Origin of the sequence: Amylibacter sp. SFDW26, assembly GCF_009184395.1 — a bacterium.
GTDB lineage: Bacteria > Pseudomonadota > Alphaproteobacteria > Rhodobacterales > Rhodobacteraceae > Amylibacter.
The window spans coordinates 479,383-496,631 of the sequence record NZ_WEIC01000001.1 but is presented as its reverse complement, the minus strand read 5'-3'; the positions used below and the strand labels follow the sequence as shown (position 1 = coordinate 496,631).

The window sequence follows — 17,249 nt, the reverse complement described above, 5'->3', positions numbered from 1 at the left end:
AGTATCTTCATACGCAGCGCATAATGCGCATGACTGATAAACTAAATAAAAGCGACCACTTGTCCTGTCGAAACAGGTGTGAGCCACCGTCGTCCTCGATTTTTGAATAACCTAGCCACTTTACATATATTCAAATCACCCTCACCCATTCTTTATGACACGCCACACAATGACATGTTCAAAAAACTGTTTATGATAAAGCTGCAAGCGTATCGAAAAGTTCATCATCCAATGAAATTCCACTATTGGGCGCCGTCAAAAGCACATCACCATAAAAAATAGAATTTGCCCCTGCCACAAAGCACAAGATTTGATCGCTGACTGAAAACCCATCACGCCCTGCCGACAAACGCACACGCGTTTCTGGCATCATAATACGTGCTGTTGCCACCATACGGATTATCTCTGGTGAACGCACACGCGGCAAATGCCCAAGAGGCGTTCCTTTGACAGGTATCAATGCATTTATTGGAACACTTTCAGGTTGCGGGGCAAAACTGGCAAGAACCGCCAGCATTTCGGCGCGATCTCGTAAGCTCTCGCCCATACCGATGATACCTCCACAACACACCGATATACCCGCTGCACGCACATAATTCAGCGTCTCCAAACGGTCACGATATGTACGTGTGCCAATGATATTGGCATAAAACTCAGGCCCCGTATCCAGATTATGGTTGTATGCCGTCAATCCCGCATTGGCCAAAGCCTCCGCCTGATGGGGCTGTAGCATGCCCAATGTCACACAGGCTTCCATGCCCAAGCTTCGAACCCCTCGTATCATATCCAACACCGCATCAAACTCGGCACCATCACGCACCTTGCGCCAAGCAGCCCCCATGCAAAACCGCTCAGCACCCGCTTTTTGAGCACGACCAGCCATTGCCACAACACGCGCAGGCTCCATGAAATGCTCTTTTTGCAAGCCCACCTCTTTGTGATGAGCAGACTGCGGGCAATATGCACAATCTTCAGGACACCCCCCTGTCTTTATACTCAGCAAGCTGGCTTTTTGAATATCTTCCACATCATGGTGCATTCGATGCACATCTGCCGCTTCATGGATCAGCGTTAATAGCGGCAGCCGCAGGTATTTCTCTGCGACATTAGCCAGATCCGATACATCAGTCGTATTACCATCCAACATCAGTGCGTTCCTTTGATCCAAGCAACCACTTTTGCAGGCATGATGAATGTTACCAACGCTGCCAAAACTAACTTAAACAGGTCGCCCATCCAAAATGGCGCAAGACCGTAAGCGATGACTTTATGAGCGGGCACAAACGCTGCCAGCCATGCAAGGCCAAAACCATATATGCACAACAATCCAATACACATGGCCAGTGCAGAAAATGCACGGCCATAGTGATCAGTAACCCAACCCACTAGTGCAGCAGCCACGAAGAACCCCAACAGATACCCACCTGTTGGCCCCACAATATATGCCAGACCAATACCTTTTTCTGGGGTACCAGAAAAAACAGGCAAACCAGCTGCACCCACAGCCATATAGGAAAGTATGCTTAATGTGCCAAACCGCAGCCCACCAAGGCCTGCAATCAGCAAAACAGCACCCACCTGCATTGTCATTGGTACAGGCCAAAACGGTACAGCGAGTTTTGCTGAAGCTGTCAAAAGGCAAACAGAAACCAGAATTTTCGCGACAAACATCGTATTATCACGCGATGCTAAAGTTGTAATATTCAAAGCAAAATTCCTTTTATAGATAAAAAATGATTCTTGTCTATTTTTGCATCGAAATTATCTATAGTAAAGGAGCGATTATACTTATTGTCGCCGTAAATGCTTAGTAAGAACAGTACAGGCCGCATCAGCATCCCCGCGTGCCATCGCATGGACAAGCGCAGCATGCTCACGATCCGCCATCTGAACCCACTGCTTGCGCCACAATGCATGGAAACGATGGGCTGACAGTCGTTGTAACTCTGCAATACGCTGTAATAGGCGCGGCTGACCGCAGGGGGCTAAGATGGCATAATGAAACGCACGGTTTGCTTTTTCCCATTCAATTGCATTTTTAGCTGCATCGCATTCATCACGCAAAACATTGATATTCCCAATGACATTAGAATTTAAAGAGTGAACAGCGCCCCTTAGAGCCAAAGGTTCTAAAGCTAACCGCATGTCCAGAATCTCTGCATGATCTGCTTGCCCCAAAGATACAACACGCACGCCGCGCCGCGGCTCTGACGTTGCCAATTCCATTTGTATGAGCTTTTGCAATGCTTCTCTGACAGGCACATGGCTACATTCAAACCGCTCAGCCAGGTGATCCTGCCCCAATCGCGCGCCCTGCTCGAATTCTCCACGAATGATCTCTTCCACAAGCGTTTCAGCGATCACTTCTGATTTTATAGATAATTTTCCCATATGATCGTTTTAATAGACCAAGGAAGCTATGCAACAAAAAAAGGCCAGCGAAACGCTGGCCTTTTCGAAATTCGTATAGTGTAAAGCTTAACGCTTAGAGAACTGGAAGCTACGACGCGCTTTGCGGCGGCCATATTTCTTACGTTCAACAACACGTGCATCACGTGTTAAGAAGCCAGCAGCTTTCAATACACCACGCAATGATGGTTCATAAAGTTGCAATGCTTTTGAAATACCGTGCTTAACCGCACCAGCTTGGCCTGACAGACCGCCACCTTTTACAGTTGCCATCACGTCGAATTCGCCTTCAACGCCAGCAACTTCGAAAGGCTGTGCTAGAACCATTTGCAACACTGGGCGTGCAAAATAAACAGATTGGTCACGGCCGTTTACAACAACTTTACCTGAACCTGGTTTAATCCAAACACGTGCAACAGCATCTTTACGTTTACCAGTTGCGTATGAACGGCCCAATTCGTCACGAACTGGCTCACGTGTTACGGCAGCTGCAACAGCTTCTGCGGCTGTAACTTCGCCAACGGCTTCTTTCAAGTCGTCCAATGATTTGATGTCGTCGCTCATGATTGGCTCCGTGTGTTTTTAGGGTTCATAGCTTTTACGTCTAGAACTTCTGGGTTTTGTGCCTCATGTGGGTGCTCTGCACCTGCGTAGATGCGTAGGTTACGCATTTGCTCACGTGACAATGGACCGCCTGGCAACATACGTTGTACGGCTTTTTCCAACAGACGCTCTGGGAATTTACCTTCCAAGATTTGGCCAGCAGTGCGGGATTTGATACCGCCCGGGTAACCAGTGTGCCAATAGTGAATTTTGTCTGTACGTTTTTTGCCAGTCATCTGCACTTTGTCTGCATTGATAACAATAACGTTGTCGCCCATATCCATTGAAGGAGTGAACGTTGGCTTGTGCTTACCGCGCAAGCGCATTGCGATGATTGATGCCAAACGACCAAGTACAACGCCTTCAGCGTCGATGATAAGCCATTTTTTCTCAATATCAGCAGGAGTAGCTGAAAAAGTTTTCATTGTTTTCTTCCCATAGGGTTGATGGCACGGGATGTGCCGAAACTGATATGGGGGTTCTAAGGGTTTATGGGGTTAAGTCAACACAGATAAAACCGTAATTATTAAGCAATAACAATGCGTTAAAAATTAGGTATAATAATACCCCACAAAATTACCGCTTTGGCGGGATCGCATATGTCAAATTCGCCCGCGCTACAGGCTCTTCTTGCCCTTCTGAATATAATAACACATCGCCAACAGACAATGTACGCCCCAATTTCAGCACCCTTGCCTTGGCAATCATATCCGTTGCCGCAGGTTTGCGCATAAAATCAATCGAACAGTTCGTGGTTACAGTCAGCGCCTCTGGCCCAATAAACGCCAATGTCGCGATATAATAGGACACATCCGCCAAAGCAAACATAGATGGCCCCGATACAGTGCCACCTGGACGCAAATGTCTTTCCTTAACATTCATTCGTACAACGACTTCTTCTGAGCTCAGCGAAATCACATCGAAATCATTATCAATCTGCGGGAATACTTTTTCCAAAAACGCAGTAATCTCTGCGATTGTCATCTTTAATTCCATATGCCACGCTCCCCCAAATTATTCAGCTACTATAGGTTTGCACTATGACCTCAGAAATTCTACTGCGTAAAGACATAGGTGACGTAACGATCTTAACGTTAAACCGTCCAAATTCGCTCAATGCGCTCTCTGATGATATGCTTGCAACCCTGCATTCTGCGTTAGATGAGATTGCAGAAACAGAAACCTGCCGCGCTGTTATTCTAAAAGGCGCAGGAAATGCCTTTTGTGCAGGCCATGATCTCAAGGAAATGACCGCAGGTCGTGCAAACTCCGATGGTGGCGCTGCCTATTTCGCCGATCTCTTCACCCGTTGTGGTGCCGTGATGCAGCGCATTCTGACCCTGCCCCAGCCTGTTATTGCTCAGGCCCACGGCATCGCAACCGCCGCTGGCTGCCAATTGGTTGCAACATGCGACATGGCAATTGCTGCTGATACCTGCCGTTTCGGTGTAAACGGTGTAAACATCGGCCTGTTCTGTTCAACCCCAATGGTCGCTCTATCACGCAACATCGGGCGTAAGAAAACATTCGAAATGCTGACCACAGGACAGTTTATCCTTGCATCAGAAGCCGAAGGATTAGGGCTGATCAATCGTGCTGTTCCAGATGAACATTTAAACAAAGAAACACTGGAATTGGCGCAAACCGTTGCGGGCAAACTCGGCAAAGCCGTCAGAATCGGCAAACAAGCATTTTATGAACAACTTCAAATGCCTATAATAGAGGCTTACAGCTATACTGGCGAGGTTATGGCCGCCAATATGATGTATAAAGACACCGAAGAAGGCATCGCCGCATTCCTAGAAAAACGCGATCCGACTTGGCAAAATCCTTAACTATGATCAAGGCATAGGATCTCCTACGGACGCCTTCAAAAATGAACGTAAATCGCTCAACCGTGCATGTGTCGCCCATCTAACGATCCATCAAACCGATCCACTGGAATCTCTGCTATCGCGGTAATCTCAATTTTCAGCCGCGTGTCATAGAGTGCCGACACCTCGATCGTCGTCGTAACGGGATATGGCTCATTAAAATAGCGCTGTCGGATGGAACCACACTCCATAAAGGCAGCGATATCAGTGGTGTGCTGGGTTAAAGAGACTATATCAGCCATTCGACCACCAAAAGACCCTAGGACATTTTGGATATTATCGAGAACTTGCTCAACCTGCCGCACCATGTCCCCCTCCCCAACGACTGCACCGTCAGCATCAAGAGCAACCTGTCCCTTTAGAAACACAAGTCGCCCTTCACCTGCAACCACCGCCTGTGAAAACGCACCAAATGGAGTCCAAACTGCCTTGGGGTTATATGCTGTAGCCAATTTACGAACCTCACAATATCAGCGGTTGGTAATCACCATCCTAGAAACCAAGGCAACGACAAATAAGCCATCATTGCAATCCCTAAAGCGTCTCTTGGTTTTGTCACCAACTCTGGTAATGGGCTTAACGCAGTTTTTGCGTCGCAGGGTATGTGACAGAGAACACAGCGCGCAGCACCAGAACGATCACCGCTACAGCACCCAACTGATGCACAATCGCGATGCTCCAAGGGGCTGCATAAAGCACAGTGAAGATACCCAAAATCATCTGACCAATCGTAAAGAATAGCGCCCATTTGAACGATTTGCGTACAGAAACAAGTGCCGAAGCACGGCTTTGCAACCATGCAAACACAGCAAATGCCAATACAATATAGCCCAACATACGGTGATTGAACTGTACCAAAGCAGGGTTTTCAAAGAAGTTCGTCCAAAACGGTTCGTAATCAAAGCTTTCGGATGGCAGGAATTCCCCATTCATCATCGGCCAATCGATATATCCACGCCCTGCATCAATACCAGCCACCAATGCGCCAAGTATAATCTGCACAAACACAAGCCCCAGTAAGATTTTACCAATACGCGCCAAACGCGCATCCGCCTGACGGCGTGCTTGGAACAAATCCATTTCTTCACGCTTCAACAGCCAAACGTACCAAATGAGTACTGTCAGAATAACAAACGCCAAACCCAGATGCGTGGCCAAACGGTAAGAGGCCACATCAACCATGCGCCCCTCAAGACCAGAGGATACCATCCACCAGCCAATCGCACCTTGCAGACCGCCCAAAGCACCCACACCAAGCAGGCGCAATGTCCAACCTTTTGGAATGCGTTTTGTCGCTAAGAAAAAGACGAAACCAACGGCCCAAACCAGCCCAACAAGGCGTCCAAGTTGGCGATGACCCCATTCCCACCAATAAATCGTCTTGAACTCTTGCAACGTCATACCTGCGTTTTGCAGGATATACTCAGGTATATTCTTATACTTTTCGAACTCTGACATCCAATCCGCTTCATTTAACGGTGGAATGGCACCTGTAATAGGTTTCCATTCTGTAATTGACAATCCGCTGTCTGTTAAACGGGTCAAACCACCCACAACAATCATCAAAACAACAAGCTTAAACAGGATCAATAACCACCGCGCAACAGCCTTGCGTGATCCCCCACGATCCCCATCAATCAAACCACCTTTTGGGGCTTCGGATTTGGGTTTATCGCTGGCGACTTCTTCGAAAATACTGCGTTGCTTGCTCATGGGTCTTTCTCCATTTTGCGGTAATCTAGGGCGTCTGGTTCAATCCGACAAGTAATCTAGTCATCCTGCGGTTTTTTGACCAACCCACGGAACACACCGTGTAATGTCCGCACATCCGCACCAGTCAGCGGCATACGTGAAAACAGGTTGCGTAGATTCAAACGCATACTTTCCGCCTTATCCTCAGGCCAAAAGAAATTACGCTCGCTCAATCGCTCTTCCAAACGTTCCGATAACTTCTCAACCTCAATGCCTGTCGCAAACTCCGTTCCAGCCAATGCCATCGCTTCTGCTGGCACATCCGCTTCTTGCCTGCGCCATTCATAGGCAAGCAACAAAACACATTGCGCAAGATTTAGCGATGCAAACGCAGGGTTCACAGGCACAGATATCAACGCATTTGCCCGCACAATATCGTCATTCGCCAACCCTGCCCGCTCTGGCCCAAACAAAACGCCAACCTTTTGCCCCTCACCAATCAACGCCCGCGCATGCGCCATTGCCCGCTCTGGTGTCATAATCGGCTTGGTTAAATCCCGCGTCCGCGCAGTTGTCGCAAACACATAATTCAGATCTTCAACAGCATCCGCAGTGGTTTCTGTCACTTTGATCTGATCCAAAACACGCGCTGCACCCGATGCCGTTGCCACAGCCTTCTGATTGGGCCAACCATCACGCGGATGAACCAAACGCATCCATTCCAGCCCAAAGTTATACATCGCCCGCGCAGCAGAACCGATATTTTCCCCCATTTGCGGTTCCACAAGGATAATACTGGGTTGCGGGCCATTCCATTCCGTAGCTTGGCTGTGATCTGTACCTGACATGTGTTTTAGGGCTCCAAAAGTCGTTGGCAGCGTGATACGCTCCACTTAGATTAAGTGCAAGCTACCGCACACGCATAAGTAACCAGTGTCACATAAAATTCGTATTCCCTTAGTACAGCGGTTATAGTGGCTTAAAGCACGCAAACTTTACACATAAAGTCCGTATACATTTGTATACTGACCTTTCAATTTTTCGATACTTGGGATAGATAAGCCAAGTTCCGATTCCAATAACCAGAGGTTACACATGACCAAGATCAAAGTAGAAAATCCTGTCGTAGAGTTAGACGGTGATGAAATGACACGCATTATTTGGCACTTCATCAAAGAGAAACTCATCCTTCCATATCTAGACATCGATTTGAAATACTATGACCTCGGCATGGAAGTCCGTGACGAAACCAACGACCAAATCACAATCGATTCCGCTGAAGCCATCAAAAAATACGGCGTTGGCGTAAAATGTGCGACCATCACACCAGATGAAGCGCGCGTAGAAGAGTTCGGTTTGAAAAAGATGTGGCGTTCGCCAAACGGCACAATCCGCAACATCCTTGGCGGTGTGATCTTCCGCCAGCCAATCATCTGTAGCAACGTTCCACGCCTTGTCCCAGGTTGGACAAAGCCAATCGTTGTGGGCCGCCACGCATTTGGCGACCAATACAAAGCAACAGACTTCCTTTTCCCAAGCGAAGGTAAACTTTCAATTAAATTCGAAGGTAAAGACGGCACAATCATCGAAAAAGACATGTTCGATGCACCAGGTTCAGGCATCACAATGGGTATGTATAACCTTGATGCCTCTATCTATGACTTTGCACGCGCCTCAATGAACTACGGTTTGAACCTTGGTTGGCCTGTGTATCTGTCAACAAAGAACACAATCCTAAAAGCCTATGACGGTCGTTTCAAAGACATCTTCCAAGAAGTCTATGAAAACGAATTCGAAGAAGAGTTCAAAAAAGCTGGCATTCACTACGAGCACCGCTTGATCGATGATATGGTTGCCTCTGCCCTGAAATGGTCAGGTGGTTATGTTTGGGCCTGTAAAAACTACGATGGCGACGTGCAATCAGACACAGTGGCACAAGGTTACGGTTCACTGGGCCTGATGACATCACAGTTGATGACACCAGACGGCAAGATTGTCGAAGCAGAAGCAGCACACGGCACAGTGACACGTCACTACCGCCAGCACCAAAAAGGCGAAGCCACATCAACAAACTCCATCGCATCTATCTATGCATGGACAGGTGGTCTAAAGCACCGCGCAAAACTAGACGGCAACGAAAAGCTAAAAGAATTTGCCGTGACTTTGGAAAAAACAATCATCAACACTGTTGAAAACGGCCATATGACCAAAGACTTGGCTCTATTGGTTGGTCCAAACCAAGGCTGGCTCACAACAGAAGGTTTCTTGGAAAAAATCGACGAGAACCTAAACAAAGCCTTGGCAGGTTAAGCCAAAGCAGATTAGCATTCAGGGGCGGCTTTATAAGCCGCCCTTTTTTATTGGGATATCAAATGCCAGTACATTACATCTATCTGATCATCGCCGTTGTCTGTGAAACCGCAGGCACAGCCTGTATCAAAGCCAGCGCAGAGTTCACAAAACCCCTGCCCAGTATTGGCGTATTGATCTGTTTTGGCGCAGCATTTTATTTTCTATCCCTCACCCTAAAATACATGCCCATTGGCGTGGTCTACGCATTATGGTCGGGATTGGGGATTGTCTTAATCACCATCATCGGCATCGTAATTTTCAAACAGAGTTTGGATTTAGCCGCCTACATCGGCATCGGCTTGATCATGTTGGGCGTGATCGTAATCAACGTGTTTTCAAACAGCACACCGCATTAAACAGCGATTGGTTCATGGCACTCTGACAAAAACTGCGTTTTATGCACGCCGTTTTTGCGAAAACAACACATCTCACCGTTCTGAACCTCAATCCAACCCTCTTCGGACATATCCAAAGGTTCTGAAACAACGGCCCATCCGTTTTGATCTTCATTACGGCGATAATACAAAGACGGCGCACGATCATCTGACGCATAACGCACCGCATAGAGATCATTCCCATTTGAAAATGCCGCAGACAACCGCATTGCAGGCCCCGTGCCATATTGCTCTGACATGCCCTGCATTTCCAAAACGGCACGCGACAATGCTTTAGAGGGATGCTTGTTCAACCCATACCCCAAAGCCAATAAAAACAGCACTTCGCTGTCCGTCGCCCCCTTGCGGTATTGATACAACTCATCTGGGATCAACATATCCGCCTTTTTACGAAACATCTCAAACCCACCAATTTGGCCGTTGTGCATGAAACTCCAATTGCCCACAGCAAACGGATGGCAATTGTTACGACTGATCGCAGATCCCGTGGAGGCACGCACATGCGCCAAAAACAACCCCGTTTGAATTTGACTGGCAATGGATTTCAAATTCGGATCGGACCACGCAGGGTACACATCACGGTACAATCCCGGCTCTGGCCTTGCGTGATACCACGCCAATCCAAACCCATCGGCATTAATCGCCGTTTTACATTCTTCAGCCTGCTTACTTTGCTTGATCAACGAATGGCTCGGGTCAAACAAAAGTCCTTCGATAAAAACAGGTTCGCCAATATAGGCCGCCCATCTACACATTAAGCACCTCGATTATGCGTCTTTGCATATAGCTTAGCAACGATCTTACTCGCCGTTTTTTCACACGCACAAGGCACAAAGGCGTGAAGCAATGCAGCGAAAGCAGCGGCAAACAAAGTGGACGAAAACTTCAAAGCAAAGAAGAAATGCTCAATAAATGTCTCATCTACAGATGCTGGGTGATCTAGGAAAATTTTGCGTATCATGGGGCTACTCCTGTTGTTTTTCACACAATATCAGACGCCCAACGTAAAAACGTCCCAAAGTTAAGGTAATTTTCTTCTTTATTGTGAAAATATCCCAGTATATAGTAACTTTATGAAAATAGATCACATAGACACACAAATACTGCAACACTTGCAACGCGACGCCACACTAGGCCTAGAGGATTTAGGCGAATCCGTTGGTCTGTCCCGCAATGCCTGTTGGCGCCGCATCAAAAACTTAGAGGACGCAGGTTTTATCAAATCGCGTGTCGCCATATTAGACGCCGAAAAACTGGATGTGGGCTTAAGTGTGTTTATTTCAGTTAGAACCAACAAGCACGATCCCGATTGGTTAAACCAATTTGCCAGCGCCACACGCTCTATGCCTGAAATCTTGGGCGCATACCGCATGAGTGGCGATCTGGACTATCTGATCCGCGCTCAAGTCGCAGATATGGCCGCCTATGACCGTCTATACCAGCGTCTAATTCAAAAGGTGACCTTGGCTGATGTATCCGCCAGTTTCGTGATGGAAGAGATTAAGGAAACAACAGCACTACCGCTGTAGCGCATAGTGTTGAAGTAAGATCACTGTTTTCGCGTCATAAATCTCGCCCGTGGTGATCATATGCAGTGCATCATCTAAGGGTACTTCCAAAACTTCAATATCTTCGCCCTCATCAACAACACCACCCCCATCGGATACCCGATCAGATGCACGGTATTCACCGACATAATACACCACTGTTTCATCCACCCCACCGGGCGATGAAATCAAATCAAACAATCGGGTCATTTTAGAAACAGAAAACCCCGTTTCCTCTTCCAATTCCAACCGCATCCGTTCGACAGGATCAGCCCCATCCAACATCCCAGCAGGGGCTTCAATCAGAAACGCATCACGCCCAATCAAATGACATGGCAATCGAAATTGACGTGTTAATAAAACATTATCCGTATTAGGATTACGCAACAAACACGTCACCGCAGAACCGCGCTCATACACTTCACGCGTTTGTTTCTGCCATGACCCATCACGGTTGCGCAGCTCATATGTGAATTCAGAAAACCGCTTCCATCCATCCACCAATACCGTCTTGGAAATATGGCGAATGAAATCAGTCATTGTTTGGTCTTACAGACCTTCAACGATTGTATAGTTGCGTGTGGACACACCATCTGCCAGCGCAAAGCCCAAAGCTTCTTGATACTCTGGTCCATCATAGAACTTCACAGCCGTATCAAAATCTTCAAAACGAATGATCACGTTGCGCAATTGTTCTGGCCCTTCTTTGGTCACGCATTTGCCACCGCGCACCAAAAACTCCCCACCATATTTTGCAACAGCAGGACCTGCCAACTCTACATATTTACCGTATTCATCCGCATCATGAACGTTGATTTGAACCATGCAATAAGCTGCCATGTTTTATGCTCCTAAAACTGTTTTCGCGACCGCAACCGCCTTATCTGCGTTTGCTGCATCCGCACCACCCGCTTGCGCCATATCAGGACGGCCACCGCCGCCTTTGCCGCCCAATTCCGCAGCTGCTGCTTTCACAACATCCACAGCACTCACTTTGCTTGTCAAATCATCGGTCACACCAGCCGCAACAGCCGCTTTGCCGCCCGCATCTGAAATCAACAGGATCACAGCAGAGCCCAAACGGTTCTTATGCTCATCAATCAAACCGCGCAGGTCTTTGCCTGGCACATCTTTCAGCACTTGCGCAAAGAACGGCACACCATTCACATCCTCAGCCTCGGCAGATTGACCACCGCCGCCCATAGCAACCGCTTTGCGCAGCTCTGCCACTTCGTTTTGCAACGCTTTACGCTCATCCAGCAACGCCTGAACGCGCACGGACACATCCTCTGGCTTTGCTTTCAAAGTACCAGCAACACCTGCCAAAGCAGCGGATTGTCCCGTCAGATGCTTTAACGCTTCTTGCCCAGTCAGCGCTTCGATACGGCGCACACCGTTTGACGATGCGCTTTCACTTAACAAGGCAAACAAACCGATCTGACCCAATTGGCTGACATGCGTACCGCCACATAATTCAAGCGAATAAGTATTCTTATCCAATCCCTTACCAGAGCCGCCTTGAACACCCATAGAAACAACGCGGACCTCGTCGCCATATTTCTCACCAAACAAGGCTTGCGCACCCAGTTCACGCGCATCATCAGGCGTCATAATCCGTGTTTCCACACTGCTATTTTGACGAATATAAGCATTCACCTCTGCCTCAACCGCTTTAATTTCATCCGCAGTCATCGCTTTGGAATAGCTGAAATCGAAACGCAAGCGATCCACTGCATTCAACGACCCGCGTTGTGCAACATTATCGCCCAACGCATTCCGCAATGCTTCGTTCAACAAATGCGTTGCAGAGTGGCTGTTGCGAATGGCTGAACGGCGACCGTGATCCACTGTTAACTCAGCTGCTGCGCCTTTGGTCAACGTGCCCTCACTCACTTCACCGATGTGAATGAACACGCCAGCTTTTTTCTTAACATCGGACACAGTAACTGTAGCACCATCCGTTTTCAAAACACCGCTGTCACCAATCTGACCACCGCTTTCCGCGTAAAACGGCGTCTGGTTCAAAACAACCTGAACAGCTGTGCCTTTGTCTGCACTATCCGCCAAAGCCCCATCCACAACGACAGCCACAACCTGACCTTCTGCTGTTTCGGTGTCATACCCAAGGAACTCTGTCACACCTTTGTCTTCAGCAATATCAAACCAAATGCTTTCATCCGCAGCTTCGCCAGAGCCAGACCACGCCGCACGCGCCTTGGCTTTCTGCTCTTCCATTGCTGCATTGAACCCATCGACATCAACCGTCATGCCCTTTTCGCGCAGGGCATCTTGGGTCAAATCAACAGGGAAACCATAAGTGTCATAAAGCTTAAATGCCGTGTCACCCGCCAAGGTTCCGCCTTCACCCAAACCGCTGACCTCATCATCCAGCAATTTCAAACCGCGATCCAAAGTCTTTTTGAAACGTGTTTCTTCCAACAGCAATGTCTCCTCGATCATCGCTTGGCCTTGGGTCAATTCAGGATAGGCTTGGCCCATCTGTTTCACCAAAGCTGGCACCAATTTGTGCATCACAGGATCTTGCGCCCCCAACAAATGCGCATGGCGCATCGCACGGCGCATAATACGGCGCAACACATACCCACGGCCTTCATTCGATGGCAAAACGCCATCCGCAATTAGGAATGAAGTCGAGCGTAAATGATCCGCAATCACACGGTGACTGACATTCATATCCCCATAAGGATCAACACCCGTTGCATGTGCAGACGCTTCGATCAGGTCCTTGAACAAATCCGTCTGGTAGTTATCATGGCTGCCCTGCAACAATGCTGCAACACGTTCAATACCCATGCCTGTATCAATGGATTGCATATCCAATGGCACCATGGATCCATCTTCGAACTGCTCGTTTTGCATGAAAACAAGGTTCCAAATCTCGATAAACCGATCACCATCTTCTTCTGGTGATCCCGGAGGACCACCCCAAATGTGATCACCGTGATCATAGAAAATCTCGGTACATGGTCCACAAGGTCCCGTTGGACCCATTTTCCAAAAGTTGTCATCTGTATCGATGCGAATAATACGATCATCAGGCAGGCCGGCGTATTTCTTCCAAATATCCGCTGCCTCATCATCCGTATGATAGACCGTCACATACAAACGATCCTTATCAATTGCGAAGTCTTTGGTGATCAAATCCCACGCTTGCGTAATCGCTTGCTCTTTGAAGTAATCGCCAAAGGAAAAGTTCCCCATCATCTCAAAGAATGTATGGTGACGTGCCGTATAACCAACATTGTCCAGATCATTGTGCTTACCACCCGCGCGCACACATTTTTGCGCCGAAGTAGCCCGCACATAATCACGTGTTTCTTGACCTGTGAACAGATTTTTAAACTGCACCATACCAGAGTTCACAAACATCAAAGTCGGATCATTACGCGGCACCAAAGGCGAGCTTTGTACCACTTGATGATCATTCCGATCAAAGAAGTTCAAAAAGGTTGCACGAATGTCATTTACGCTGGTCATCTGGCTATTCCGCTTAAGTCGTTTACAGCGTTGTATCCAAGGGGATAACGGGTGTCCACAGCTTACGTTTACCTTTATCGACTCTACCACAAAGCTAGGATAGCATTATATAAACACATCTGTATTTCATCACGCAGGACACACATGAAAATTCTTTCCATTATATTCTTTATACTAGCCGCAATCGTTCTGGGACTTTGGGCGTTCTTTTATATATATGTTATGGGCATGGCCTGCGCCTTTGGTTCAGTCAACTCAACGAATTGCAGTGTCAAATACCCATGGATGTTGAGCGGGGAAGATTTCAATTTATTGGTTACAACACCTGCGATTATATTTGGGTTAACTCTTGTCTTGGCCATTCTTTTCAGGCGTGAAGCGAAAAAGGGAAACGATAGTTAAGCCTTACGGATCATATCCCCTTTGGAAACAAGCCCATCTATCACAACTTCGCATAGCAATCCGCGCAATTTGTGTTTGATATTTTCAGGCCGTACAATCCAGTCCTTGGCATCTTTGCCATAACGAACTTTCCATTTCACACAGGCATCATTGAATGCATCGGTTACACGGATTACAGCGGTTCCAATCTGCAAGATAGTACCAATCGGCATATTCGCCTCTGATGTATCAATATCTGCAACAATCGGATCACCTGGATGTGGTGTATTTTCCCGATCCAGCCATACCAAATCCATCACGCGTTTATTCAAAATTGAAACTTGAATACGCGGATCAGGTTTGCCATCGGGCAGTTTCATCCATGCCGCTGTTGACCAACGTTCACTAGGAATTCCAAATTCTTTGGTCAACTCAATCTGATCCACAATCTGCCTTTCCCCATAATCAGGGCGCAAACAGAGTATTTGCACGGGCACATTATCTTTTGGCGCATCTAAAATATCAGGAATTGCAGCCTGCAATTCATCCATTGTCACCTGCGACATGAATTTACACCGTTCCGCGTCGGAACGTAGCCGTTGCAACTCCCATTGCAATTAATGCCGCCCCACCAAACTTTGTAAGCCAAACAATAACAGCAGGCTTTGAAATCTTTTCGCGCAGCTTATCAGCCAAGAGTGCGTATACTAAGGCATTGAATGCAGCCAAACAAACAAAGGTAGCTATTAAGATGGAAAACTGCGGCAACAATGCCGTTTCTGTGGTGATAAATTGTGGCACGAAGGCTATAAAAAATACGATGGACTTGGGGTTCAAGGCCGTCACGGCCGCTGCATGGCTAAAGACTTTGGACATTGGCAAATCTACAACATCGCTGAGTATTGCAACCTTTGCATTGGGCGCACTGCGAAACAACTTAACACCCAAATAGATCAAATAAGCAGCCCCTACCCATTTCAAAGCAGTGAATAAAGTTGCAGATGCCAAGACTAAAGCGCCTAACCCTGCAAGCGATGCACTCATCGCGATTAAATCACCAACGGCAACGCCAACAGCGGTTGCCACGGCAACTCTGCGCCCTTGGCTTAATGCATAGCTCAGCACCAGCAATATTGTCGGCCCTGGAATAAGCAATAATGCGGTGGATGCAGCCACGAAAGCCAGCCAAAGTTCAAAAGCCATAATCATTCCTAAAATGCTATATCGGAACCAAGCCATTATTTTTTAAAACTGTAAAGAAATTATCGCATGTCACTGTGAAAAACAAAAAGGCCAAAGAAAACCTTTGGCCTTTTAAACTTTAATTTCAGACACATTTAATCTTCAACAACCGCATCGTCATCCATTTTTACCAATTTGGCTTCTTCAGCTGGCATATCAAAATCCAAACCATGTGATGCCCGAATTTTATCTTCGATATCCAGCGCCATACGTGGGTTTTCTTTCAGATAATTCTTCGCATTCTCACGGCCCTGCCCGATGCGTTCATCCCCATATGAGAACCAAGAGCCTGATTTTTCAACCAATCCAGCTTTCACGCCAAGATCAATCAATTCACCCCGTTTGGAAATGCCTTCGCCATACATGATATCAAACTCAACTTGTTTGAACGGCGGTGAAACTTTGTTTTTCACCACTTTCACGCGTGTTTGGTTGCCCACAATTTCATCACGATCCTTGATCGCACCAATGCGGCGGATATCCAAACGAACAGAGGAATAGAATTTCAACGCATTCCCACCAGATGTGGTTTCAGGTGATCCAAACATCACGCCGATCTTCATTCTGATTTGGTTGATGAAAATCACCATACAGTTTGATTTCGCAATTGAGCCTGTCAATTTACGCATCGCTTGCGACATCAATCGTGCTTGTGCACCAACCTGATGATCGCCCATATCGCCTTCTAATTCCGCTTTTGGTGTCAAAGCGGCAACCGAATCCACGACAACCATGGAAACAGCGCCTGAACGCACCAATGTATCTGTGATTTCCAAAGCTTGCTCACCTGCATCTGGCTGTGAAATCAACAGGTCGTCCAAATTCACACCAAGTTTCTTCGCATACGCAGGATCCAATGCATGTTCCGCATCCACGAATGCGCAAATACCGCCCTTTTTCTGTTCTTCCGCAATAGCGTGCAAAGTCAGCGTTGTTTTACCTGAACTTTCAGGGCCATAAATCTCGATAATACGGCCTTTGGGCAAACCACCTATGCCCAGTGCGATATCCAAACCCAACGAGCCTGTTGATGTTGCTTCGATATCCATCACTGGGTTGTCTTGCCCCAGTTTCATAACAGAGCCTTTGCCGAATTGGCGTTCGATCTGTCCCAAGGCTGCTTCTAGCGCCTTTTGTTTATCCATTGCTTTTTTGTCGGTCATATCTAGTAAAGTCGCACCCATGTTTTTTCCTTTTTATTTCACATCCCTGCGATCGCAACAATGAGTCGTTTGTTCCATTTATGTTCTCTTTTA

At 47.3% G+C, this 17,249-nt stretch carries 22 protein-coding genes; 5 read left to right on the top strand and 17 right to left on the bottom strand.

The features are described 5' to 3' along the window. Positions 1 to 190: 190 nt before the first annotated feature. The 6 genes from bioB to F9L33_RS02575 form a co-directional block, all read right to left on the bottom strand. On the bottom strand, positions 191 to 1,147 hold the full coding sequence (bioB, locus tag F9L33_RS02600) for a biotin synthase BioB (RefSeq protein WP_152141170.1): 957 nt from the start codon (positions 1,145 to 1,147) through the stop codon (positions 191 to 193). Further along, positions 1,147 to 1,707 carry a biotin transporter BioY gene (locus F9L33_RS02595; protein ID WP_226803913.1) on the bottom strand — a complete coding sequence of 187 codons (561 nt, stop codon included), beginning with the start codon at positions 1,705 to 1,707 and terminating at the stop codon, positions 1,147 to 1,149. The genes bioB and F9L33_RS02595 overlap by 1 nt, the downstream gene beginning before the upstream one ends. Positions 1,708 to 1,788: 81 nt before the next feature. Next, the gene (locus F9L33_RS02590) at positions 1,789 to 2,391 is read right to left on the bottom strand and encodes a GntR family transcriptional regulator (RefSeq protein ID WP_152141169.1); all 603 of its coding nucleotides are present in this window, start codon (positions 2,389 to 2,391) and stop codon (positions 1,789 to 1,791) included. A gap of 87 nt (positions 2,392 to 2,478) precedes the next feature. Beyond that, entirely contained in the window at positions 2,479 to 2,973 is a 495-nt protein-coding gene (gene rpsI / locus F9L33_RS02585) for a 30S ribosomal protein S9 (protein WP_152141168.1), read from the bottom strand. Continuing rightward, positions 2,970 to 3,437: a 50S ribosomal protein L13 gene (gene rplM / locus F9L33_RS02580; protein WP_152141167.1), complete on the bottom strand. Its 468-nt coding sequence runs from the start codon at positions 3,435 to 3,437 to the stop codon at positions 2,970 to 2,972. Before rplM ends, rpsI begins: the two co-directional genes overlap by 4 nt. 151 nt (positions 3,438 to 3,588) lie before the next feature. Next, entirely contained in the window at positions 3,589 to 4,008 is a 420-nt protein-coding gene (locus tag F9L33_RS02575; RefSeq protein ID WP_152141166.1) for a PaaI family thioesterase, read from the bottom strand. Positions 4,009 to 4,052: 44 nt separating this feature from the next. Here F9L33_RS02575 and F9L33_RS02570 point away from each other — a divergent pair, with 44 nt between their 5' ends. Further along, complete coding sequence (locus F9L33_RS02570) at positions 4,053 to 4,847, top strand: enoyl-CoA hydratase (RefSeq protein ID WP_152141165.1); 795 nt, start codon at positions 4,053 to 4,055, stop codon at positions 4,845 to 4,847. A gap of 56 nt (positions 4,848 to 4,903) precedes the next feature. Here F9L33_RS02570 and F9L33_RS02565 read toward each other — a convergent pair whose 3' ends face one another. The 3 genes from F9L33_RS02565 to F9L33_RS02555 form a co-directional block, all read right to left on the bottom strand. Continuing rightward, the gene (locus F9L33_RS02565) at positions 4,904 to 5,338 is read right to left on the bottom strand and encodes a RidA family protein (RefSeq protein WP_152141164.1); all 435 of its coding nucleotides are present in this window, start codon (positions 5,336 to 5,338) and stop codon (positions 4,904 to 4,906) included. 124 nt (positions 5,339 to 5,462) lie between these two features. Next, positions 5,463 to 6,599 (bottom strand): heme A synthase, encoded by a 1,137-nt coding sequence (gene ctaA, locus F9L33_RS02560; RefSeq protein ID WP_152141163.1) that lies wholly within the window; start codon positions 6,597 to 6,599, stop codon positions 5,463 to 5,465. 56 nt (positions 6,600 to 6,655) lie between these two features. Beyond that, positions 6,656 to 7,426, bottom strand: coding sequence for an RNA methyltransferase (locus F9L33_RS02555; protein WP_152141162.1), 771 nt, complete (start codon positions 7,424 to 7,426; stop codon positions 6,656 to 6,658). Between the two features lie 247 nt (positions 7,427 to 7,673). Here F9L33_RS02555 and F9L33_RS02550 point away from each other — a divergent pair, with 247 nt between their 5' ends. Further along, positions 7,674 to 8,888 carry an NADP-dependent isocitrate dehydrogenase gene (locus F9L33_RS02550; protein ID WP_152141161.1) on the top strand — a complete coding sequence of 405 codons (1,215 nt, stop codon included), beginning with the start codon at positions 7,674 to 7,676 and terminating at the stop codon, positions 8,886 to 8,888. A gap of 62 nt (positions 8,889 to 8,950) precedes the next feature. Continuing rightward, the gene (locus F9L33_RS02545) at positions 8,951 to 9,286 is read left to right on the top strand and encodes a multidrug efflux SMR transporter (RefSeq protein ID WP_152141160.1); all 336 of its coding nucleotides are present in this window, start codon (positions 8,951 to 8,953) and stop codon (positions 9,284 to 9,286) included. Here F9L33_RS02545 and F9L33_RS02540 read toward each other — a convergent pair. Beyond that, entirely contained in the window at positions 9,283 to 10,080 is a 798-nt protein-coding gene (locus F9L33_RS02540) for a class II glutamine amidotransferase (protein ID WP_152141159.1), read from the bottom strand. The genes F9L33_RS02545 and F9L33_RS02540 overlap by 4 nt on opposite strands. Further along, complete coding sequence (locus F9L33_RS02535) at positions 10,080 to 10,286, bottom strand: DUF6356 family protein (protein WP_152141158.1); 207 nt, start codon at positions 10,284 to 10,286, stop codon at positions 10,080 to 10,082. Before F9L33_RS02535 ends, F9L33_RS02540 begins: the two co-directional genes overlap by 1 nt. A 112-nt stretch (positions 10,287 to 10,398) precedes the next feature. Between F9L33_RS02535 and F9L33_RS02530 the strand changes: the two genes are divergently transcribed. Then, complete coding sequence (locus tag F9L33_RS02530) at positions 10,399 to 10,854, top strand: Lrp/AsnC family transcriptional regulator (RefSeq protein ID WP_152141157.1); 456 nt, start codon at positions 10,399 to 10,401, stop codon at positions 10,852 to 10,854. On the opposite strand, the gene F9L33_RS02525 is transcribed toward F9L33_RS02530, so the two are convergent. From F9L33_RS02525 to alaS, 3 genes are read right to left on the bottom strand one after another with little or no spacing between them, the layout of a single operon-like run. Then, positions 10,843 to 11,412 carry an NUDIX domain-containing protein gene (locus F9L33_RS02525; RefSeq protein WP_152141156.1) on the bottom strand — a complete coding sequence of 190 codons (570 nt, stop codon included), beginning with the start codon at positions 11,410 to 11,412 and terminating at the stop codon, positions 10,843 to 10,845. The two genes, F9L33_RS02530 and F9L33_RS02525, sit on opposite strands and share 12 nt — an antisense overlap. A gap of 9 nt (positions 11,413 to 11,421) precedes the next feature. Further along, complete coding sequence (locus tag F9L33_RS02520; RefSeq protein WP_152141155.1) at positions 11,422 to 11,712, bottom strand: DUF1330 domain-containing protein; 291 nt, start codon at positions 11,710 to 11,712, stop codon at positions 11,422 to 11,424. Positions 11,713 to 11,715: 3 nt separating this feature from the next. Continuing rightward, positions 11,716 to 14,370: an alanine--tRNA ligase gene (gene alaS / locus F9L33_RS02515; RefSeq protein ID WP_152141154.1), complete on the bottom strand. Its 2,655-nt coding sequence runs from the start codon at positions 14,368 to 14,370 to the stop codon at positions 11,716 to 11,718. 144 nt (positions 14,371 to 14,514) lie between these two features. Between alaS and F9L33_RS02510 the strand changes: the two genes are divergently transcribed. After that, complete coding sequence (locus F9L33_RS02510; RefSeq protein ID WP_152141153.1) at positions 14,515 to 14,772, top strand: methionine synthase; 258 nt, start codon at positions 14,515 to 14,517, stop codon at positions 14,770 to 14,772. Here F9L33_RS02510 and F9L33_RS02505 read toward each other — a convergent pair. The 3 genes from F9L33_RS02505 to recA form a co-directional block, all read right to left on the bottom strand. Continuing rightward, positions 14,769 to 15,317 (bottom strand): hypothetical protein, encoded by a 549-nt coding sequence (locus tag F9L33_RS02505; protein WP_152141152.1) that lies wholly within the window; start codon positions 15,315 to 15,317, stop codon positions 14,769 to 14,771. The two genes, F9L33_RS02510 and F9L33_RS02505, sit on opposite strands and share 4 nt — an antisense overlap. A gap of 4 nt (positions 15,318 to 15,321) precedes the next feature. Beyond that, positions 15,322 to 15,954 (bottom strand): LysE family translocator, encoded by a 633-nt coding sequence (locus tag F9L33_RS02500; protein WP_152141151.1) that lies wholly within the window; start codon positions 15,952 to 15,954, stop codon positions 15,322 to 15,324. Positions 15,955 to 16,088: 134 nt separating this feature from the next. After that, a complete protein-coding gene (gene recA / locus F9L33_RS02495) occupies positions 16,089 to 17,177 on the bottom strand; it encodes a recombinase RecA (protein WP_152141150.1) in 1,089 nt (362 codons plus the stop codon). Between the last annotated feature and the right edge of the window lie 72 nt (positions 17,178 to 17,249).